The following is a 20,022-nucleotide window of genomic DNA, read 5'->3' on the forward strand; positions in this document are numbered from 1 at the left end:
TTCCCTGATTTTCTATGTACAAGTAAAAAATAGGGGGGAACTAAGTGAAAGATCATGTATTTGGCTATGTAGCCTCATTGATTAAACCGTCTGATTTTCCTTTTGATCTCATTGAGCAAAAAGCAAAATTGCAAAATGTTCCCATTATGGAACGTGATGGGATTGCTTTTTTAAAACAATTGATTCGATTAAAAGCACCTAAGCGCATTTTAGAGATAGGGGCTGCCATTGGCTATTCATCTTTACAAATGGCAAGTGTGAATGAAACTATACACATTGTGACCGTCGAGCGTGATCGCGCGCGTTACGATGAAGCTGTTGAGCATATAAAGGCTTATGATAAACATCACCAAATTGAACTATTACTTGGCGATGCGTTTGATATAGCTGAAGAACTTAACAGTAAGGGTCCATATGACATGATATTTATTGATGCGGCTAAAGGTCAGTATCAACGCTTTTTTGAAACGTTTACTCAACATATTCAATCAGATGCGGTTATTATTACGGATAATGTCCTATTTAAAGGTTATGTATCTGATGCGCAAGAAGCAAGTAAGAGATTAGCAAAACTCTCTCAAAAAATAGATAAATACAATCAATGGTTAAGCAGTTTGCCAGGTTATGAGACCATCATTGTCCCAATAGGTGATGGTGTGGCTATTACAACGCAATCTGATCAACCGAATGAAGAAAAGGAGTTTTCTAAATGACAAGTGAAAGAAGTAAACCAATTGTAATTGGTGTATCAGGCGGTTCAGGTTCAGGCAAGACGTCAGTAACCCGATCAATTTGTGATCGTTTTGAAGACAAATCGGTTTTAGTGATTGAACAAGATTTCTATTATAAAGACCAATCGCATTTACCATTTGAAGAGAGATTAAAAACAAATTATGATCATCCATTCGCATTTGATAATGATCTATTAGTTGAGCATATGCAACAGTTATTAGATCATCAAGAAATAAAAAAGCCAATCTATGACTTTAAACGTCATACACGATCAGACGATACGATGTTAGTTGAACCAAAAGAAGTGATCATCTTAGAAGGGATTCTTGTCCTTGAGGACGAGCGCTTAAGAGATTTGATGGACATTAAAGTTTTTGTTGATACGGATGCGGATTTACGGATTATACGCAGATTATTACGTGATATTAATGAACGTGGACGGACGATTGATTCAGTCATTGAACAATACTTAACGGTCGTAAGACCCATGCATTTGCAGTTTACAGAACCAACCAAGCGCTACGCGGACCTTATTATCCCAGAAGGTGGAGAGAATCATGTGGCTATTGATATTATGGCCACTAAAATCGAAATGATTTTAACCAAACAACATAAATAATGCAAAACGCTTTCAGAAGTTATGAAGGAAATGTAAAAAGCTATTGAAATATTGTTGAGAATCCGTTACTATGATTTTTAATAGTCTTTTAATCATCATTGAATAAAAGATGGCATACTATAAAAGAGACACATAACGTGAATTGTATTAAAAGGAGAGTTAGTCATGGCTTTAGAAAAAAGTTATTATATGACCGAAGAAGGTAAAGAAAAGTTAGAGCGTGAATTAGAACATTTAAAAACAGTTAGACGTCCAGAAGTTGTCGAGCGTATCAAAGTTGCACGTGATTTTGGAGACTTGTCAGAGAACTCAGAATACGATGCTGCAAAAGATGATCAAGCCTTCGTTGAGTCGCGTATTACTCAAGTTGAAACAATGATTCGTAACGCTGTTATTATCGAGAATGATGATAGTGATCAATCAACTGTGCAAATGGGGCGTACAGTGACATTTGTTGAATTGCCAGATGGTGATGAAGAAGAATATACTATTGTTGGTAGTGCTGAAGCTGATCCGTTTGAAGGTAAAATTTCAAACGATTCACCTATAGCTAAAAGCCTTATCGGCTGTGAGATTGGTCAGGAAGTGAGTGTCCCGACACCTGGTGGCGATATGCTTGTGCGTATTACAGGTGTAAAATAATTGTGAATACAGTGGCTTTCTTTCGTCTAAGAGACCGGTCATCAAAGGCTGCTCTCCCTCGCCTAAGAAAAGTCACTTTTTCTTTTGATTTATAGCGCGTGATCGAGAACTATTGTATACTAAAGGTTGTAGTATGAAGTATAGGGAGGCGACTCATTGTGCAAGATGAAGACTTAGTATTCAGCAGAACAAGACGTCTAAAGAAAAAACGTAAAAACAATCGTTGGATCATTGTTTTGGTAGGCATTCTTCTGATTTTTATACTATCAATTATAAGTGCGCCGATCATCGCAAATTTGATGTACAGTGACCGTGGGGCAAATGAAGAGGGAATGGACGACCCAACAGCTTTGGATCAAGAGAATGATGAATCAGAACGATCAGATATCATTCCTACTGACGATGAAGACGACGAAGAGGATGGACCAACGGATAGACCAAATACAGAGGCTGATGGGGATTTGTCACCTAAAACGCCGGATGATTATGAATTAACCTTTGTTGAGTCTGCGGAAGAAAATGTCGTTTCAAGCTATACGGCAGATTGGCAACCTATTCTTACGGTGCAAGAAGAGCCACACGCGATTAGCTTTGAAAAAGATTCAACGGACTGGAAAGAAATGTTACAAGCAGCGACACTCGCTACAGGGATTGATGCGGAAAATATGCAATATTTATGGGTCAGTGGTAACGGACCTGGAAAAGTGATTACGACATATACTGACCGTTTATCTAGTGAAAACTTCCGCGTACATATCGAGTGGAGAGAAAATCAGGGCTATACGCCGACACAAGTAGATATGTTACATAGTCATGACCAGATGAATCGTTTTTCATCTAATAGCAATAGTGACAACGACCAAGAAAATATAACAGAAGTTGATGAGACCAACTAGAAACGTATATGGAGATAGGGGATAGAGATGTGACAATTGGCATTATAGGTGCAATGGATGAAGAAGTAAGACTGCTAAAACAGCAGATGGTTGTAAAGGATGAGGTGACTGTCGCCAATTGCCAATTTACTGTTGGTACATTAAAAGAAAAGTCCATCGTTTTATTGCAGTCAGGCATAGGAAAAGTAAATGCGGCGCTTGCAACGACGATCTTACTGGAAAGGTTTAATGTAGAAGCGGTGATAAATACAGGTTCTGCTGGTGGACTTGATGAAAGTTTGTCTGTAGGTGATATTGTCATTGGCAGAGATGTTGTGCATCATGATGTTGATGTGCGTGCTTTTAATTATCAATATGGTCAAGTGCCAGGCATGCCTGCTATGTATCATGCAGATACCCGATTAATTCATGCGATTGAAGAAGCGATCAGTGAACACGATCAAGTAAAATCAAAGCAAGGCTTAATTGCAACAGGAGATAGTTTTATGCAATCAAAAAGCCAGGTGGGCGTTGTGTTAGAACATTTACCTGAGGCAATGGCCGTCGAAATGGAAGCTGCGGCAATTGCTCAAGTATGTTATCAGTACCAAGTACCTTTTGTAATTATTCGGTCATTATCTGATATTGCTGGAAAAGAATCAAATGTGTCTTTTGAAGCGTATTTAGATCAAGCAGCAAAACATGCGGCTGAAATGATTATGACTGTATTAACAAAATTATAAACTTTAAGATGCCGTGTGAGAGCAGGTGCTTTTGCATGGCATTTAATTTGATGATATATCTTGTTGATAGGCTTGGTATAGTTTGTATAATGCACGTTTTTCAATACGTGAGACATAGCTACGAGAGATATTAAGTTGTTGTGCTATTTGTTTTTGTGTTTTCTCTTCACAGTTAAATAAGCCAAAGCGCATAACGAGCACATTTTTTTCACGTGCGTCTAATAGGGGGAAGTACTTCTTTATTTTGACGAGGTCCTGATGTGTTTGGAGTTGTTCATCTAGGTCAATATTAGGGGAAGTTAACACGTCCAATAAGGAGATAGCGTGGCCATCTTTATCATGTCCGATTGGTTCTTCTAAAGATGTTTCTTTAGTCGTTTTCTTTTGTTGCCTGAAGTACATGAGAATCTCGTTTTCAATACAACGAGCGGCATAAGTAGCTAATTTGGTCCCTTTGTCCGGGTGGTACGTATCAATTGCTTTAATTAAGCCGATAATGCCTATGGATATTAAATCATCTTGATGTGTTGACTTTTTTTCGTATTTCTTGACTAAATGGCAGACTAGCCGTAGGTTATGTTCAATGAGTTTATGCCGGGCATCTTGATCTCCAGCTATAGCTGCGGAGATAAAGGCATGCTCTTCTTCTTTTTTTAACGGATGAGGAAAGGTTTGGTGTTTAACATATGTCACAAACAAAAAGCTGTTATTCATCAGGAAGTGAAGAAGAAAAAACCAAGTTGACAATACAATCACCACCATTTTCGTTATAATATAACTTATGATGAATGAACTGAATTATGCTGATGTTTTTTTGGTTTGTTAAGCTGTCTTTTCTCCATCTCTAAAAAAATTAATAAAATGAAGTGTTTATCTAACGAAAGTTGTTTCGCTTTTTCTAATGTTTCAATGAGTTGGTGATTGGATAGATGGTGCATTAATTTCGTTCCTTTCTTTTAAGGATAAGTATACTCTATCAAATCCGTTTTATTTTGACAACTTAAGACGAATTGTGTAAAACCTGTAGATAAACTGTGTGTAATTCAGCTTGGACTATTAGAAAACCTTTATATACGTAAACTTACGAAGTTATTGGTATGTAGATAAAGTTATCCACAACGAAAATAATGGAGAGATTTGTCGAACGCTTTTTGTCATGTTATGATAAAATAATGTCAGTTTGGCTGAAACATATGTGAATAAACTTGTTCACGCATATAATAAAGCTATACAATGAACATATTGAGGTGAGTTAATTTTGTTGAAAAAGTTTTTACCTGACCAACACGTTAAAGATATTTTTGAAATCACACCAGAATTATTAAAGGAAAGAAATATTAAGGGAATTATAACTGATTTAGATAATACCTTAGTCGCTTGGAATGAACCTGATGCTACAGAAGCTATTACTGAGTGGTTTGATCAAATGGCTCAACATGGCATTAAGGTGAGTGTTGTGTCTAATAATGATAAAAAGAGAGTAAAGCATTTTACTACACCACTTAATCGACCGTACATTCATCGGGCAAACAAGCCGTTAAAAACAGCTTTTTACAAGTCTCTAAAAGAGATGCAGTTAAAGAAAGAAGAAGTGGTCGTCATTGGTGACCAGATTATGACAGATATACTTGGCGGTAATCGTAGCGGTTTTCATACCATTCTTGTCGTACCAATCTTGCAAACAGATGATAAAGCAACAAAGTTTAACCGAAAAATTGAACGTTTTATACTAAATAAACTAGAGAAAAGAGGTTGGATCGAATGGCAAGGGAAGAAAAAATAACATGTCAAGGCTGTGGTGTAGAGATTCAAACAGAAAATAAAGAAAAAGCAGGATTTGTACCCAAATCAGCACTTGAAAATGAGGAAATTATTTGTCAACGTTGTTTCCGACTTAAACATTATAATGAAGTGCAAGATGTAGGGTATTCTGATGGTGATTTCTTAAAGATGATCAGTCAGATTGCAAAGACAAAGAGCTTAGTTGTAAAGATTGTAGATGTGTTTGATTTTAACGGTAGTTTTATTAAGAGTTTACACCGATTAACTGGCAATAACCCCATTATTCTTATTGGTAACAAAATTGACTTATTACCTAAATCAACAAATTTACGTCGACTAAAGCAATGGATGAAAAAATCAGCAAAAGATTATGGCTTGACTGTACAAGATGTCTTTTTAGTTTCATCTAAAACAGGTAAAGGTTTTGGAGAGGCGAAGGAAAACATTGAGTGGTATCGTAAAGGGAAAGACGTATATGTTGTTGGATGTACCAATGTAGGAAAATCAACATTTATTAATTATTTAATCAGTGAATCAACAGGAACAAAAGATGCGATTACAACATCATACTTTCCTGGTACAACACTTGGTTTTATAGATATTCCTCTCGATCAACATGCGAGTCTTTATGACACACCAGGCGTTATTAATCGTCAGCAACTTACGCATTATTTATCTAAGCAAGATATCAAAACAATTACCCCAACAAAAGAAATAAAACCGCGTGTATATCAATTGAATGACCAACAAACGTTGTTTGTTGGTGGATTAGTCCGGATTGATTTTATTAAAGGTGAGAAGCAACCGTTTGTGTTATACTTTTCTAATGCCTTAGATATTCACCGAACGAAACTTGAAAAAGCGGATCAACTCTATGTAGACCATTTAGGTGATTTATTAACTCCGCCAAGTGCCGAATCTAAAGCTGAATATCCACCGTTACAAGAGAGAACGTTTAAAATATCTGAAGATAAGACAGACATTGTTCTACCAGGTCTAGGTTGGATTACACTTTCAGGTGCCCCTGCAACGCTCGCTGTGTCATCGCCAAGTGATGTCCCTGTTAGCGTTCGACCAGCTATTATATAAGTAGGTGAAAAGATGCAGTTTTATTTATTAGGTTACCCACTTGGTCACTCAATGTCACCTTTTTTACATCAAGCTTTTTTATCGCAAGCCAAGCTAGAAGGTCACTATGAATTAAAAGAAATATCACCGAAAACATTTAGTGAAGAAGTAACACGTTTAAAGGAAATGGGCTGTGATGGCTTTAACATTACGATTCCGTATAAAGTAGATATCTTGCCGTTTCTTGATCGTGTTGACTCAGAAGCAGAAGCAATAGGAGCGGTCAATACGGTAGTTGTAGAGGATGACAAGTGGATTGGATATAATACTGATGGGAGAGGTTATGTCACCTCGCTCAAATACCATTTTCCAGCGTTATTTACAACGAAAAGTCGCTTTCTTGTGTTAGGTGCGGGTGGTGCAAGCCGCGGAATTGTTCATGCGCTTAATAATGAGATATGTGACGCGATTACTGTTTGTAACCGTACGGTGGAAAAAGCAGATGCATTACTTGAGTCACTATCAGGTTCAAAACAATTGGCGGGTATCAGCTATGAAGAAGCTGAAAAAACGCTCGATATGTATGACTGTATAATCAATACAACGTCTGTCGGAATGGAACCTCACACCCGAAATCAAGCGATCAGTCTAAAACACTTATCAAAGGATACCGTTGTAAGTGATATTGTCTATAAACCATTTCATACAACGCTATTACAAGACGCAAAAAAAAGAGGGGCTCAGATTCATCATGGGCATGAGATGCTCGTTTATCAAGCGGCATTAGCGTTTAAACTTTGGACAGGTTTTACTGTTGATGTACGACCAGTTATTCAAGCATTTGAAGAAAAATTAATAAAATGAAACGAGGGAATATGTATGTTAACAGGTAAACAAAAAAGATTTTTACGTGCGGAAGCACACCATTTACGTCCGATTTTTCAAGTGGGAAAAGATGGTGTAAATGAAAACATGGTGACAACAATTAATGAAGCGTTAGAAAAACGTGAGCTGATCAAAGTCACCGTGTTACAAAACTGTTTAGAAGAAACAGCAGAGGTTGCTTCAGCCTTAGTTGAGGGGACAGATAGTGAGTTGGTTCAGGTTATTGGCCATACGATTGTTTTATATAAGCCATCAATAGAAAAGCCAACTATTCAGTTACCTTAAGGGAGTTTGTCTTTATGAAAAAGATTGGACTGTTAGGTGGGACATTTGATCCGCCTCATATCGGTCACTTAATTATCGCAGATGATGTCTATCATGAGTTAGGTTTAGATGAAGTATGGTTTATCCCTTCTCAAATACCACCCCATAAAAATGCTGCCAGTGTAAGTGCAGATAAGCGATTAGAGATGGTGGAAAAAGCAACAAGTGGCAGAGATTACTTTTTCGTCAAAGGTATAGAGTTGCAACGCACAGGTCCATCATACACAATTGATACAATTAAACAGTTAAAAGAATTATATCCAGACATTGATTTTTACTTTATCATTGGTGCAGATATGGTCGAATATTTACCACAATGGCAAGCAATCGATGAGTTGATTCATGCTATTCAATTTGTTGGTGTTAAGCGTCCTGGTTTTGATTTAGTGACTCCTTATCCTGTTCGACTTGTTGACAGTTTAGTGGTGGACATCTCCTCGTCAGACGTTCGTTCACGAATCAAAACGAGGCGACCAGTGCGCTATTTATTACCTGAATCCGTTGACCGGTATATAAGGGAGCATAAGCTGTATGAATAAACAACAAGCATTAAGTTTAGTCAAACCACACTTAACGGAATCACGCTACTTACACACAGAACGTGTGACAGAAACGGCACTTGAACTTGCGGCTCGGTTTCATGTTGTCCCAGAAAAAGCGATGCTAGCAAGTGTCTTTCATGATTATTGTAAGTATCGACCACTTGATGAGATGAGACGCATAATAGAAATGACAGCAACGTTACCTAATGACTTGTTAGATTATCACCATGAGCTCTGGCACGGTCCTGTTGCTTCAGTACTTGTCGAAACTGAACTCGGTATCAAGAGCAGTGACGTACGTGCCGCAATTTTTTGGCACACGACAGGGCATAAACAAATGACGGATTTAGAAAAGGTTGTTTATTTAGCGGATTATATTGAACCTGGTCGTGATATACCAGGAATAGAAGTAGTTAGACGCAAGGCGACGTATGATCTTGATGCGGCTGTTTTTTTAGCTTGCAAAAACTCTATAAGCTTTCTGGTAAGTAAATCACGTAAAGTGTACCCAGATGCATTGAATTTATACAATGATTTGGTGGATCGAGTTAAATAGGCAACGACAGAATAAAAATGAATAGGAAAGATATTTAGGAGGGGTTTTATTGACTAGTAAAGAACTTTTAGAATTAGCAGCAAAAGCGGCCGATGAAAAACGGGGTTATGACATTATTGGATTAGATGTAAGGGAATTAACATCAGTTGCGGATTACTACTTAATTTGTGATGCGTCTAATGAACGTCAAGTTCAAGCTATTGCACGTGAAATAAAAGACCAAGCAGAAAAAGCTGGAATTGAAGTGAAAAAGCTGGAAGGCTTTGATAAAGCGCGTTGGATTCTCGTTGATATTGGCGATGTAGTTTGTCATGTCTTCCATAAAGAAGAAAGAAATTATTATAACTTGGAACGCCTCTGGGGAGATGCACCTGTATTAGCTTTATCTTCAAATGACGAGGCTTAGTGATGTCGTATCAATATTTAGCTTCACTGTATGATGAACTTATGCAAGATGCACCTTATGATATGTGGGTTAATTTTACTGAGAAAATGCGGGCCAACCCGGTGCAATCAATTTTAGATGTTGGTTGTGGAACAGGTCAGATTACACGTCGTCTTAGCCAGTTGGGTTATCACATGACTGGGGTAGATTTATCAGAAGAAATGTTAACAGAAGCAGCCTATCGAAGTGGTGGTAATAACCGTATTCAGTGGGTTAAACAAGATATTAGAGAGCTTTCAGGCTTTGTTGATCAACAGCTTATCATAAGTTATTGTGATGTCATCAACTATGTGACAGAAAAAGAAGACGTCCTTAAAACATTTCAAGCAATCTATGATAGTTTAAGTCCTGGTGGTCAGTTTATGTTCGACGTGCATAGTTTAAATCATGTGGAAAAAATGAGTGATCAAGTCTACTCAGAAGTTCAAGAGGACTATAGTTATATCTGGTTTTGTGATCGCGGTGATTCACCTGGTGCGATGACACATGATTTGACTTTTTTTATTAGGGAGGGCGAACACTACAAACGTTATGATGAGTCGCATCACCAACGAACGTATAGTATGTCCCAATACAAATCTTGGTTAAGCCGCGTTGGTTTTAGTGAGGTTATGACTTATGGGGATTTTAGTGAAACACCCATTGATATCGATCAAGAGAACAAAACTGAACGAATGTTTTTTGTCGCCAAAAAATAAATAAGCTGAATAAAACATAAAAGATTGAATTAAAAACAAACAAGTTGTATTTTTGTTTGCTTTTAATCCAGCTTTTGTGTTTTTTTTATTTTATTCTCCTTTTTAAAGGGCGTAGCGTATGTGGTATAACTAATGTATCTTTTTTGGCAAGATGATGCTTTCCGTGAAAATCCAAGCGGATTTTAGATCTGGGAGTTCAGGGATTCTCTTAAGAAGAGGGGTAATGTATGGAACGGTTTAAAGAATATAAATTAGTCATTGCACTCATCATATTATTTATTTTCGGAACAATTATCGTGCTAATACAACCGTCACAAGGGATAGATGAACGCTCCCCGTTAGCAGAAATAGAGTTAAGTAGTACGCCGTCTAGTGGTGGATTGAATGATAAAGCGGTGAGCGATGCTACCAATGATCAAAATGATAGTCTAAAGGATCAGCCATCTTTATACGTTGATATCAAAGGTGAAGTGTATCAACCGGGTGTGTACCGTATAAGAAATAATATGCGGGTGATCGATGCCATTGAAATGGCAGGTGGATTTTCGCCAGAAGCTGATATAAGGTATGTGAATTTAGCGATGAAAGTACATGATGAGATGGTTATTTACGTTCCTAATGTAAATGAGCAAATACTTGAAGAGAAGTTGGACCTCTATACGGGTCAAAATCATGATAAAATAAGAATCAATTCTGCGACAATTGAAGAATTAACATCACTTCCGGGAATAGGTCAAAAAAAAGCAGAGGCTATTGTTCAATATATCGAACAACATGGTCCGTTTCAAACGATTGATGACTTAGTAAACGTATCAGGTATTGGGGAAAAAACCATTGCGGCTTTCGCAGAAATTGTCCAAATTCCCTAGGGTAAAATGAAAGGAATGATTGAATGGAAAGAATTTCTTGGCATCAATATTTTATGGCGCAAACACATTTAATTGCTTTGCGTAGCACATGTGAACGATTAACGGTTGGAGCAACAATTGTTAGAGATAAGCGGATTATTGCTGGTGGATATAATGGTAGTGTATCAGGCAGTGCGCACTGCACGGATGCCGGGTGTTATGTAATCGATAACCATTGTGTAAGAACAGTGCATGCAGAAATGAACGCTGTATTACAATGTGCAAAGTTTGGCGTCCCAACAGATGGTGCTGAAATTTACGTGACACATTTCCCTTGTCTACAGTGTACAAAATCTGTCATTCAAGCAGGGATTAAAAAGGTGTATTACGCAAAAGATTATAAGAATCATCCGTATGCAATCGAACTTTTTAGAGAAGCAGGTGTAGAAACAGTGCATGTACCTTTAGATGAAGATGCTTTGGCCTTGGTACATAAACTTGAGTAAAAGAGGGGCGCCTTACATAATATGTGGGGTGCTCTTATGACACATCGTCTCTATATTTTTGTTTTATTATGTTGTTTAGTTGTTTATGTATCCTCCACTACCTCCTCACGCAGTCTTACAATCATCTTTACACTATTGCTAGTTAGTATGCTCATCATATTAAATCGGATCACTTTATTTGAGGCGTTCTGTTTGTTTTCTTTTCTCTTACTCCTCCTCTTTAGGTTCACTCACTACAACACAATCGTTAAATACGATCAAGAGAGGCCTTTTGAACCTGAATTAATGGTTGAGGTCAAAGACGTGAAAATAAATCGCACAGACTATCAGCGTTTTATAGTTAAACCAAACAATCAGCAGACACATATGTTAATCACTCACTTTGATGAACTTAGCTTTAATCTTGTTGAGGGACAACAACTTGCAGTGACTGTTGAAGAAGATCGTCGAGAAATACTAGAAAATCCAGGAAGTTTCGATTATGAGTCATACTTACTATCAGAAAATGTTACTGCGCAAAGGATTGCAACGCATGTTACCTACACAGGAGAAAGGTTTTATACTCCCTTGTTCACCCTAAGAGGAAGCGTGTTAGAAAAAGTGATAGCTGAATTAAGTGAGACATCATCGAGTTTAGTTAGTGCCCTTGTTCTAGGAGATAGAAGTTTCCTAGATGAAGATTTCACCTCCTTATTTACACGATGGCATCTAACGCATTTACTCGCTATTTCTGGCCTGCATGTTGGCTTGTTTATTTTATGGCTATCATTTATGTTTAAACGACTATTCTATTTTACTAAAGAGCTTACACTCCGTTTATTACTTGTTGTTTTTTTGCTGGTTCCTTTTATTGCAGGTGGTTCACCATCGGTTTTTCGGGCAAGTTTAGTAGGTTTGCTGGGTTATTTTGCACTTAGTATTAAGTGGAAAATCGAAACAATGGATGCATTGTCGCTTGTTTTCTTATTCTTAGTGATTGTTTGGCCGCACTGGATTTATCAATTAGGCTTTCAATACTCCTTTCTCGTAACGTATAGTCTCCTCTTATCTAAACCAATTTTTGCTAGGTGCAATAAATCATGGCAGCTCTTGCTATTTGTCACCAGTATCAGTTTCTTTATTACTTTACCCCTCCAACTGAGTCGCTTTTATTACATTAACCCCGTTAGTTTATTGGTTAATCCGCCAATCAGTCTCTTTTTTTCACTTATCATTATCCCGCTAGCATTTTTAAGCTTTTTTATCAGTTTGTTTATACCGTCTGTTCTTTGGTTAGTTGATCCTCTGTTAACCTGGCTGTTCTCAACTATATATTATTTTTTAGATAGTGTGGACAGGATGTTTTACTGGCCACTTGTTACTGGTAAGCCTGATACGTTTCATATGTTATGCTATTTTATCGTGTTATTTATTGTGCTAAAATGGATTGATTTAAAGCGCAATAAAAAAGCCTGTATGTTTGGCCTATTGCTTTTTTTTGTAATAGGTATGATGAAATTAGCCCCGTATCTTAGTCCTTTCGGATCTGTTACCCAGCTCAGTATTGGCCAAGCCAATGTGTTGGTAATTGAAACACCACATCGGCAAGGTGTGTTTATTTATGATATTGGTGCAACGGTTGGCAATGATTTTATTGAGCCAACGGATAAAGCATACTTACGTATAATAAAGCCGTATTTACATTACAGAGGCATTACGCAAGTTGATGGTGTTTTTTTATCTCATGCTCATCAAGATCACTTCGGTAGTTTAAAGTATCTTATAAAGGATTTCAAGGTGATGAATGTTTATACATCCCCTTACTTCGATGATGCGCTATTACCCGATAAACTATCCAATACCGTATTAAATAGTGGTTTCAGATATAACATTAAGGGGAGTAATTTTGATGTTTTACTTCCGGTAAAGTCGCACTCAGATGAAAATGACCAATCCATGGTGATACGTGTCTTATTGGGTCCACTAACATTTCTTCTTACAGGAGATATTTCAAAAGAAATAGAAAAAGACTATTTAGACACATATCGTTTACACAGTATTGATGTATTAATGGTGCCTCACCACGGCAGCGCTACTTCAACGCATCAAGCATTTCTTGAAGCGATTCAGCCTACCTATGCATTTATTTCGGTTGGTCAGAACAACAGTTTTGGTCACCCGCATGACGATGTTTTAACCCGATTAGAAAAAAAGCAAGTTACAATCTATCGTACCGATACACATGGTGCAATTACTTACCGTTATCATAAGTCCAACGGTTGGTATCGAATCGACGTTGTAAATCAACAAACAATTAAATGAATGATGTTTTGAATGTTTTAAGTGTTGCGAAGTAGCTTAAACATCTTTAAACTAAATAGAGAGTCATCGTTACAAACGATGTATGAGGGGAGGTCGGCTCTTGAATGTTAAGAGCAAAAAATTATGAATTATTTATCAGCAAAACAAAACATTAAGAAAATAGCTAAACAACCGGTGATTGTCGTATACGGTGATGAACGCTATCTTATAGAGTCGCTTATTCAATCTATTACTGATCTTAAGCTTAACCAAGATGAAAAAGAAGATCAATTAATTACATTTGACATGGAAGAACAACCTATATCTAATGCGTTGTTAGAAGTTGAAACGTTTCCTTTTTTTGGCGGGAGTAAGGTCGTTGTTTGTGAGATGAGTTATTTCTTAACTGGAAAACGGGTAAAATCAGTCGTTGAACATGACTTAGATCGCTTACAAGAATATTTGTTGAACCCGGTTGACTTCTCGACATTAATATTTGTCGTCCCTTTTGAGAAATTAGATGAAAGAAAAAAAGTTGTCAAACAGTTAAAACAGTTAGGGGAATTTATTGAATGTAAATCAATTGTGGAACGTGATTTAGACCCATGGCTTCGCTACTTTAAAGAACAGTATCGGATTGATTTCTCTAAGCGTATTGAGGATTTATTAGTTCAAGAAGTAGGAGCATCGCTTCAACTTTTGGAAAAAGAGATAGAAAAGTTAAGTTTATTTCAAGGGACGGGTGTCATCAGTGATGCTGATGCTAGGGCGTTAATCTCACACTCTGCTAAAGCATCAAGCTTCACATTAGTAGATGCCGTTATTAAACAAGACTTAGCGCTAGCGCTAGATACGTATAAAGATTTAACCCGATTAAATGAGGAAGAAATTGCGCTTTTGGCATTGCTATCATCACAAATACGCACGATTTATCAAGTCAAGACGTTGTTATTAAAAGGCTATAGTCAACGGCAAATCGTCCAGCAAATCAAAGTGCATCCTTATGTAGTTAAGATGTCAGAAACACGCGCTAAGCGTTTTACACATGAGCAACTTTATCGGGCAATTGATCTATGTGCTGAGACTGACTATACAATCAAGCAAGGTAGAATGGATAAAAAGATAGCTTTTGAAATGCTACTTTATAAATTAATAGCTGAATAACGGTGCCTAGACTTAAAATGGAGCATATAAAAAACGATCCTTTTCGAATGAGGATCGTTTTTTTATGTTGGTCATTGAAGTTTTTTATGCACCTAATTGATTTACTTTTCTCACTAAACGTGATTTTTGACGTGAACCATTGTTTTTGTGCACAATGCCTTTTTGAACTGCTTTATCAATTTTTTTAATTGCAACGTTAAGAGCTACTTTCGCATCTTCAACATTGTTTTCATTTACTAATTTTTCAACGCGTTTAATCATTGTACGCATTTCAGTTTTAACTGGTGCATTAAGTAAACGAGCATCCTCATTTGTACGGATACGTTTTTTAGCTGATTTAATATTTGCCATGTATTTTCACCTCCACCTATAAACATCCATATAAGTAATCATGGAACAGATGCTATTGTACCAAAGCTTGGCGAAGTTTTCAATATAAATATAATGAAATTAAAGAGATTGTTTAAAAAAACATAAAATTGGTAAGGCTATTAAAAAATTCTAAGAGATGAGGAAACGTTGATGAATCAAGATGAAACCGCATTATTTTCAAGTGATTTAGTATTAGAAATGGAAGATGTGATAAATGTCTCATCGCTTAAACATAAAGAGACAGGGATTAAGGTCGACAATGTCGTTATCGAAGGTATCCCTGTTTCGGATGTGACAATTACTGACCAGGGTGAAAAAAACACGAATAAAAAAGCGGGTCGTTATCTATCCTTTCACCTGGCAGATAGTGACGGTGAAAAAAAGAACGTGGTTCAAGTAATTAGTCACGCAATGACATCACTTGTTGAGTCACCTGAGCGATACAAAAAAATTTTAGTTGTAGGTTTGGGTAACGCCCGCGTTACGCCTGATGCACTTGGACCAGGTGTTATTAATTATTTAAATGTCACTGAACATTTAGATGTAAAGCCGACACCTTCTTTAAGCACCTTTGTTCCGGGTGTGATGGGGGTAACGGGTTTGGAGACGGAAGCTTTAATTAAAGGTGTCGTTAAGGAGACAAAACCAGAGCTTGTAATTTTGATTGATGCATTAAAAGCTCGTCATGTTGAGCGTGTTAATCGAACCATTCAACTTAGCAATACAGGCATTCAACCCGGGTCTGGTGTAGGTCAAAAAAGACAATCAATTGATCAAGCCTATTTAGGTGTCCCTGTTATTAGTATGGGTATACCAACCGTTGTTGATGCTGTGACGGTTACGTATGATGCAATGACCGTTATGTCTAAATATTTCAATAAAGCACAAGAAGCACTTCGTGCGCCTAAACAACGTCTGTTTCAAGGTGTGCTTCATGTTGGAGATATTGAAGAAACAGAACCATTAACAGGTAGCGAAGCAAATAAATATTTTGGTTTATTTGGGTCTCTTTCAACAGATGACCAGCGACATCTTATAAACGAGGTGTTAACTGATGAGGGAAGAAATTTAATCGTGACACCTAAATCGATTGATGATGATATCCATTACCTGCAACAGTTACTAGCAAAAGGCATTCATGATTATATTGAAAATGCTGCTAACAAGGTCTAATTATTAATGAACAGCATAAACTTAAACTATTAGAGATTGATTGAAAGGTGTGGCTAGTAATGTTGACTCAAAAATATGGCTACTATTTTTTACAAATAGTATTCTGTTGTATATTTGTCGGTTTAATCTATCTTATTTCACCATATGTACTAAAACAGAATATCTCCTATTACGCATCACTACTCTCTCATACGCTGGTCATAGAGGCTAAGCCATTACCTCGTTTAGCGACATCGAGTGAAGTCTTACCAGCGATTGTTTCACCTATAGGCCCTATCGCTGGATACGTTGAGAGTCAACATATTGTTAAAGACGTCCAGTCTACTCTTGTGAAGGTTGCTAATAAGAAGGATCAAACACACAGCGTGCTTGATCATCAACCAACTATTTTTCTTTATACAACCCATAACCGAGAATCATTTTTGCCACACCTTAATCAAAGTAAGCCGGAGTTAGCCTTTAGTGAAATAATCAATATCCAACAATTACTACCTGGGTTTGAGGGTCATTTATCGCAAGCGGGTTTTAAAGTTTACCGAGATCAGACAGATATTCAAACTATACTAAAAAAGGAAAATTTAACTTACCAAAAATCATATGATGTATCACGCCGCGCATTAGAAAAAATCATTCAAGAAGTGCCAAATCTTACGTATAGTTTCGACATTCATCGTGATAGTAACAGACGAGAAGTGACGACGGTAAGAATCGATGACGTATCCTACGCGAAACTTTTATTCGTAATTGGAAAGGATCATCCAGGTTTTGAGAAGAATGAAATTTTCGCTAGACGTCTCTCAGAAGCATTAAATACTAAATACCCCGGCATTAGCCGAGGAGTAAAACTACTCGGTGGAAGTGGACGTAACGGTATTTATAATCAAGATGTCGTAGCTACAAGTGTATTAATAGAAGTTGGTGGTGTGGATAATACAATGGAGGAAGCAGAGCGTTCATTAGAAAAAATAGCTGAATGCCTTAGTGTTCTCCATTAACTTATATCTTATGAGCGTTAAAGCCGAAAAAATCGCAAAGATAAAACTCATGAGCCGAGGAGAGAAATTTATGAAGAAAAAGATCATCCGCATAGGAATAATAATCCTTATTCTACATTTCATCAGCTTCAGTCCTGTGTTATCAATGTCGACCATCAATCAACATGCTGCAGCAGACGTAGGTCATCAGCCGATGTTTTTTTATGAAATTAGCCAATGGATTGAGTGGCGTGTGATTTATATCTTTGATTTGATTATTCGAATTGTGGGCAAATGGTTTTAAACTTCTCGTAAAAATAATTGAATCATTGTTGATTCACTGCTATAATCAACACTGTATTGTTGTCGAAAAAATAGGAGTGAAGCATTGTGACAAAAGGAAGAGACCAGAAAAGGGTACGTAATTTCTCGATTATTGCCCACATTGATCACGGGAAGTCAACATTAGCTGACCGTATATTAGAAAAAACACAAGCACTCACACAACGTGAGATGAAAGAACAAATGTTAGATGCGATGGATTTAGAACGTGAGCGTGGTATTACAATAAAACTGAATGCTGTTCAGTTAAAATATCAACATACAGACGGGGAAGAATATATTTTTCACTTGATTGATACACCTGGCCACGTCGATTTTACTTACGAAGTATCAAGAAGCTTAGCTGCCTGTGAAGGGGCTATTTTAGTTGTTGATGCGGCGCAAGGCATTGAAGCCCAAACTTTGGCTAATGTTTACTTAGCACTGGATAATGATTTAGAGATTATCCCAGTTATTAATAAAATCGATTTACCTAGCGCAGATCCAGAGCGCGTCAAGCAAGAAATTACCGATGTCATCGGTATTGATGGCGAGGAGGCGCTCCTTGTTAGTGCGAAGTCTGGGATAGGGATTGAGTCAATTTTAGAAGCGGTTGTTGATCGGATCCCTGCGCCAGAAGGTGATGTGAATGAACCTTTAAAAGCGATGATTTTTGACTCATTATATGATCCTTATCGAGGTGTTGTCGCATATGTTCGTATTAAAGAAGGTACAGTTAAAGTTGGCGATAAGATTAAGATGATGGCAACAGGAAAAGAATTTGAAGTAAATGAATTAGGTGTGTTCACGCCTAAGCCTTTAAAACTAGATAAGTTGGAAGTTGGAGATGTTGGTTACTTAACAGCGGCTATTAAAAACGTTGGTGATTCTCGGGTAGGGGATACAATTACCTTGAGTAAAAACCCAGCAAAAGAGGCATTGCCAGGCTATCGCCGATTAAACCCTATGGTTTTTTGTGGTCTGTATCCAGTCGATGCGAATAAATACAATGATTTAAGAGAAGCGTTGGAACGCTTAGAATTAAATGATTCATCGCTTCAATATGAAGCTGAGACGTCACAAGCGCTTGGGTTTGGTTTTCGTTGTGGTTTCTTAGGGTTATTACACATGGAAATAATCCAAGAACGTATTGAACGTGAATTTAGTATTGATTTAATTACGACAGCGCCAAGTGTTATTTATCAAGTAGAAAAAACAGATGGTGAGGTCATTTCAATTGATAACCCATCATTTATGCCAGATGCACAAGCAATTGAAAAGGTGATGGAGCCATACGTAAAAGCGAAAGTAATGGTGCCGAATGATTATGTAGGACCAGTAATGGAGCTTTGCCAAACGAAACGTGGCGATTTTGTAGATATGCAATATTTAGACGAAAATCGAGTAAATGTTATATATGAAATTCCACTGGCTGAAATTGTTTATGATTTCTTTGATAAGTTAAAGTCGCAAACAAAAGGCTACGCGTCTTTTGATTATGAACTTGTTGGTTATAAACAATCGAAACTTGTAAAAATGGATATTCTCCTTAACAGTGAAACAATTGATGCATTATCGTTTATTGTTCACCGTGATTTCTCATTTGAACGTGGAAAGCAAATTGTAGAAAAACTAAAAAGTTTAATTCCACGTCAACAATTTGAAGTACCGATTCAAGCAGCAATAGGTAATAAGATTGTTGCCCGTTCTACCATTAAAGCAATGCGTAAAAACGTGTTATCTAAGTGTTATGGTGGTGATATTTCACGTAAACGTAAATTACTTGAAAAACAAAAAGAAGGAAAAAAACGCATGAAGATGGTAGGTTCTGTAGAAGTGCCTCAAGAAGCTTTCATGGCTGTCTTGCAAATGGATGATGAATGAAGCAATAAACCTCACTAACAGCTGTTGGTGAGGTTTTATCGTGTGCCTCTGGCAAGCATTGTAATTTGGTGATGAAAGTCTGCTGAGGCTTGCCAGAAGGAACTATTAGCGAATTTCCTCCGTTCTTTCTGACTTAATAATTTGAGAAGTGCAGGTTTTCTTTTTGTAACGGGCTATTTTTGTGAGAGATTTTGAAAGGACGTCCATGAAAATAAGTTTGTTGGAATTTTAAGGCACTTCCGAAAGAAGTCTCCCTCTTCAAGCGTGTGAAGGGCGTAGCCGACGATAAGGGGGAGATGAATGTCGGTTGGGCGACAGCCCAAAGGTTTTTTATTTTGTCTTTTTTCTTATTATGGTATAATCAGTCTTATTAAGTATAAGGATTGAGATAACAATGAAATTAGACAGTAACAATCATTCAGTATTTTTGATGCATTACCATCTTGTGTTAGTTGTGAAGTATCGAAGAAAAGTAATAGATGATACGATTTCGGATTATGCCAAAGATAAATTTGTGTCATTGAGTGAAAAATATAATATCACATTAGTTGAATGGAACCACGATATTGACCATGTTCATATTCTGTTC

Annotated in this window: 25 protein-coding genes; 22 read left to right on the forward strand and 3 right to left on the reverse strand. The window is 37.1% G+C overall.

Annotated elements, in window-relative coordinates:
* Nucleotides 1-44: 44 nt before the first annotated feature.
* The 5 genes from BM163_RS03795 (at nt 45) to mtnN (ending at nt 3,611) form a co-directional block, all read left to right on the forward strand.
* Nucleotides 45-713 carry an O-methyltransferase gene (locus tag BM163_RS03795; protein WP_229675495.1) on the forward strand — a complete coding sequence of 223 codons (669 nt, stop codon included), beginning with the start codon at nt 45-47 and terminating at the stop codon, nt 711-713.
* On the forward strand, nt 710-1,351 hold the full coding sequence (gene udk / locus BM163_RS03800; RefSeq protein ID WP_089800404.1) for a uridine kinase: 642 nt from the start codon (nt 710-712) through the stop codon (nt 1,349-1,351). The genes BM163_RS03795 and udk overlap by 4 nt, the downstream gene beginning before the upstream one ends.
* A 165-nt stretch (nt 1,352-1,516) precedes the next feature.
* Nucleotides 1,517-1,993 carry a transcription elongation factor GreA gene (greA, locus tag BM163_RS03805; protein ID WP_089800406.1) on the forward strand — a complete coding sequence of 159 codons (477 nt, stop codon included), beginning with the start codon at nt 1,517-1,519 and terminating at the stop codon, nt 1,991-1,993.
* Between the two features lie 158 nt (nt 1,994-2,151).
* Nucleotides 2,152-2,889, forward strand: coding sequence for a YrrS family protein (locus tag BM163_RS03810; protein WP_170243621.1), 738 nt, complete (start codon nt 2,152-2,154; stop codon nt 2,887-2,889).
* Between the two features lie 29 nt (nt 2,890-2,918).
* Nucleotides 2,919-3,611: a 5'-methylthioadenosine/S-adenosylhomocysteine nucleosidase gene (mtnN, locus tag BM163_RS03815; RefSeq protein ID WP_089800409.1), complete on the forward strand. Its 693-nt coding sequence runs from the start codon at nt 2,919-2,921 to the stop codon at nt 3,609-3,611.
* A 42-nt stretch (nt 3,612-3,653) separates the two neighbouring features.
* On the opposite strand, the gene sigK is transcribed toward mtnN, so the two are convergent.
* Both sigK and sda read right to left on the reverse strand, forming a co-directional pair.
* On the reverse strand, nt 3,654-4,358 hold the full coding sequence (gene sigK, locus BM163_RS03820; RefSeq protein ID WP_258390163.1) for an RNA polymerase sporulation sigma factor SigK: 705 nt from the start codon (nt 4,356-4,358) through the stop codon (nt 3,654-3,656).
* Between the two features lie 32 nt (nt 4,359-4,390).
* Complete coding sequence (gene sda, locus BM163_RS14185) at nt 4,391-4,549, reverse strand: sporulation histidine kinase inhibitor Sda (protein ID WP_089800413.1); 159 nt, start codon at nt 4,547-4,549, stop codon at nt 4,391-4,393.
* A gap of 320 nt (nt 4,550-4,869) precedes the next feature.
* Between sda and BM163_RS03830 the strand changes: the two genes are divergently transcribed.
* The 12 genes from BM163_RS03830 to holA all read left to right on the forward strand — a co-directional run bounded on the left by BM163_RS03830 (nt 4,870) and on the right by holA (nt 14,709).
* Complete coding sequence (locus tag BM163_RS03830) at nt 4,870-5,394, forward strand: YqeG family HAD IIIA-type phosphatase (protein ID WP_089800414.1); 525 nt, start codon at nt 4,870-4,872, stop codon at nt 5,392-5,394.
* Nucleotides 5,373-6,482: a ribosome biogenesis GTPase YqeH gene (gene yqeH / locus BM163_RS03835; RefSeq protein WP_089800416.1), complete on the forward strand. Its 1,110-nt coding sequence runs from the start codon at nt 5,373-5,375 to the stop codon at nt 6,480-6,482. The genes BM163_RS03830 and yqeH overlap by 22 nt, the downstream gene beginning before the upstream one ends.
* 12 nt (nt 6,483-6,494) lie before the next feature.
* The gene (aroE, locus tag BM163_RS03840; protein WP_089800417.1) at nt 6,495-7,325 is read left to right on the forward strand and encodes a shikimate dehydrogenase; all 831 of its coding nucleotides are present in this window, start codon (nt 6,495-6,497) and stop codon (nt 7,323-7,325) included.
* Nucleotides 7,326-7,340: 15 nt separating this feature from the next.
* Entirely contained in the window at nt 7,341-7,631 is a 291-nt protein-coding gene (yhbY, locus tag BM163_RS03845) for a ribosome assembly RNA-binding protein YhbY (protein WP_089800419.1), read from the forward strand.
* A 14-nt stretch (nt 7,632-7,645) separates the two neighbouring features.
* Nucleotides 7,646-8,209, forward strand: coding sequence for a nicotinate-nucleotide adenylyltransferase (locus BM163_RS03850; protein WP_089800421.1), 564 nt, complete (start codon nt 7,646-7,648; stop codon nt 8,207-8,209).
* On the forward strand, nt 8,202-8,768 hold the full coding sequence (gene yqeK / locus BM163_RS03855; protein ID WP_089800423.1) for a bis(5'-nucleosyl)-tetraphosphatase (symmetrical) YqeK: 567 nt from the start codon (nt 8,202-8,204) through the stop codon (nt 8,766-8,768). Before BM163_RS03850 ends, yqeK begins: the two co-directional genes overlap by 8 nt.
* Before the next feature lie 49 nt (nt 8,769-8,817).
* A complete protein-coding gene (rsfS, locus tag BM163_RS03860; RefSeq protein ID WP_089800425.1) occupies nt 8,818-9,174 on the forward strand; it encodes a ribosome silencing factor in 357 nt (118 codons plus the stop codon).
* 2 nt (nt 9,175-9,176) lie between these two features.
* Nucleotides 9,177-9,911 carry a class I SAM-dependent DNA methyltransferase gene (locus BM163_RS03865; protein ID WP_089800427.1) on the forward strand — a complete coding sequence of 245 codons (735 nt, stop codon included), beginning with the start codon at nt 9,177-9,179 and terminating at the stop codon, nt 9,909-9,911.
* Between the two features lie 227 nt (nt 9,912-10,138).
* Nucleotides 10,139-10,780 (forward strand): helix-hairpin-helix domain-containing protein, encoded by a 642-nt coding sequence (locus tag BM163_RS03870; protein ID WP_089800430.1) that lies wholly within the window; start codon nt 10,139-10,141, stop codon nt 10,778-10,780.
* A gap of 23 nt (nt 10,781-10,803) precedes the next feature.
* A complete protein-coding gene (locus tag BM163_RS03875) occupies nt 10,804-11,265 on the forward strand; it encodes a ComE operon protein 2 (protein ID WP_089800432.1) in 462 nt (153 codons plus the stop codon).
* Between the two features lie 303 nt (nt 11,266-11,568).
* Nucleotides 11,569-13,566: a DNA internalization-related competence protein ComEC/Rec2 gene (locus tag BM163_RS03880; RefSeq protein WP_170243622.1), complete on the forward strand. Its 1,998-nt coding sequence runs from the start codon at nt 11,569-11,571 to the stop codon at nt 13,564-13,566.
* Nucleotides 13,567-13,689: 123 nt separating this feature from the next.
* Nucleotides 13,690-14,709, forward strand: a complete 1,020-nt coding sequence (gene holA, locus BM163_RS03885) for a DNA polymerase III subunit delta (RefSeq protein ID WP_089800437.1) — start codon at nt 13,690-13,692, stop codon at nt 14,707-14,709.
* An 84-nt stretch (nt 14,710-14,793) separates the two neighbouring features.
* Here the strand turns inward: holA and rpsT are convergent, their stop codons facing one another.
* Entirely contained in the window at nt 14,794-15,060 is a 267-nt protein-coding gene (rpsT, locus tag BM163_RS03890) for a 30S ribosomal protein S20 (RefSeq protein ID WP_089800439.1), read from the reverse strand.
* Nucleotides 15,061-15,231: 171 nt separating this feature from the next.
* Between rpsT and gpr the strand changes: the two genes are divergently transcribed.
* The 5 genes from gpr to tnpA form a co-directional block, all read left to right on the forward strand.
* Nucleotides 15,232-16,254 carry a GPR endopeptidase gene (gene gpr, locus BM163_RS03895; RefSeq protein WP_089800441.1) on the forward strand — a complete coding sequence of 341 codons (1,023 nt, stop codon included), beginning with the start codon at nt 15,232-15,234 and terminating at the stop codon, nt 16,252-16,254.
* A 59-nt stretch (nt 16,255-16,313) separates the two neighbouring features.
* The gene (gene spoIIP / locus BM163_RS03900; protein ID WP_089800443.1) at nt 16,314-17,249 is read left to right on the forward strand and encodes a stage II sporulation protein P; all 936 of its coding nucleotides are present in this window, start codon (nt 16,314-16,316) and stop codon (nt 17,247-17,249) included.
* A 70-nt stretch (nt 17,250-17,319) separates the two neighbouring features.
* Nucleotides 17,320-17,532 carry a hypothetical protein gene (locus BM163_RS03905; RefSeq protein WP_089800445.1) on the forward strand — a complete coding sequence of 71 codons (213 nt, stop codon included), beginning with the start codon at nt 17,320-17,322 and terminating at the stop codon, nt 17,530-17,532.
* Between the two features lie 86 nt (nt 17,533-17,618).
* Nucleotides 17,619-19,433, forward strand: a complete 1,815-nt coding sequence (gene lepA, locus BM163_RS03910) for a translation elongation factor 4 (protein ID WP_089800447.1) — start codon at nt 17,619-17,621, stop codon at nt 19,431-19,433.
* A 394-nt stretch (nt 19,434-19,827) separates the two neighbouring features.
* A partial coding sequence (gene tnpA / locus BM163_RS03915) for an IS200/IS605 family transposase (RefSeq protein WP_143088178.1) occupies nt 19,828-20,022 on the forward strand: 195 nt, incomplete at its 3' end.

The organism is Halolactibacillus alkaliphilus, from assembly GCF_900115465.1.
Taxonomy (GTDB): Bacteria; Bacillota; Bacilli; order Bacillales; family Amphibacillaceae; genus Halolactibacillus; species Halolactibacillus alkaliphilus.

What these genes read in the sequence shown, in the direction of transcription:
- udk (WP_089800404.1), top strand. Translation starts at nt 710, where the DNA reads ATGACAAGTGAAAGAAGTAAACCAATTGTAATTGGTGTATCAGGCGGT.
- greA (WP_089800406.1), top strand. Translation starts at nt 1,517, where the DNA reads ATGGCTTTAGAAAAAAGTTATTATATGACCGAAGAAGGTAAAGAAAAG.
- sda (WP_089800413.1), bottom strand. Translation starts at nt 4,549, where the DNA reads ATGCACCATCTATCCAATCACCAACTCATTGAAACATTAGAAAAAGCG.
- yqeH (WP_089800416.1), top strand. Translation starts at nt 5,373, where the DNA reads ATGGCAAGGGAAGAAAAAATAACATGTCAAGGCTGTGGTGTAGAGATT.
- aroE (WP_089800417.1), top strand. Translation starts at nt 6,495, where the DNA reads ATGCAGTTTTATTTATTAGGTTACCCACTTGGTCACTCAATGTCACCT.
- yhbY (WP_089800419.1), top strand. Translation starts at nt 7,341, where the DNA reads ATGTTAACAGGTAAACAAAAAAGATTTTTACGTGCGGAAGCACACCAT.
- BM163_RS03850 (WP_089800421.1), top strand. Translation starts at nt 7,646, where the DNA reads ATGAAAAAGATTGGACTGTTAGGTGGGACATTTGATCCGCCTCATATC.
- yqeK (WP_089800423.1), top strand. Translation starts at nt 8,202, where the DNA reads ATGAATAAACAACAAGCATTAAGTTTAGTCAAACCACACTTAACGGAA.
- BM163_RS03865 (WP_089800427.1), top strand. Translation starts at nt 9,177, where the DNA reads ATGTCGTATCAATATTTAGCTTCACTGTATGATGAACTTATGCAAGAT.
- BM163_RS03870 (WP_089800430.1), top strand. Translation starts at nt 10,139, where the DNA reads ATGGAACGGTTTAAAGAATATAAATTAGTCATTGCACTCATCATATTA.
- BM163_RS03875 (WP_089800432.1), top strand. Translation starts at nt 10,804, where the DNA reads ATGGAAAGAATTTCTTGGCATCAATATTTTATGGCGCAAACACATTTA.
- holA (WP_089800437.1), top strand. Translation starts at nt 13,690, where the DNA reads ATGAATTATTTATCAGCAAAACAAAACATTAAGAAAATAGCTAAACAA.
- rpsT (WP_089800439.1), bottom strand. Translation starts at nt 15,060, where the DNA reads ATGGCAAATATTAAATCAGCTAAAAAACGTATCCGTACAAATGAGGAT.
- gpr (WP_089800441.1), top strand. Translation starts at nt 15,232, where the DNA reads ATGAATCAAGATGAAACCGCATTATTTTCAAGTGATTTAGTATTAGAA.
- spoIIP (WP_089800443.1), top strand. Translation starts at nt 16,314, where the DNA reads ATGTTGACTCAAAAATATGGCTACTATTTTTTACAAATAGTATTCTGT.
- BM163_RS03905 (WP_089800445.1), top strand. Translation starts at nt 17,320, where the DNA reads ATGAAGAAAAAGATCATCCGCATAGGAATAATAATCCTTATTCTACAT.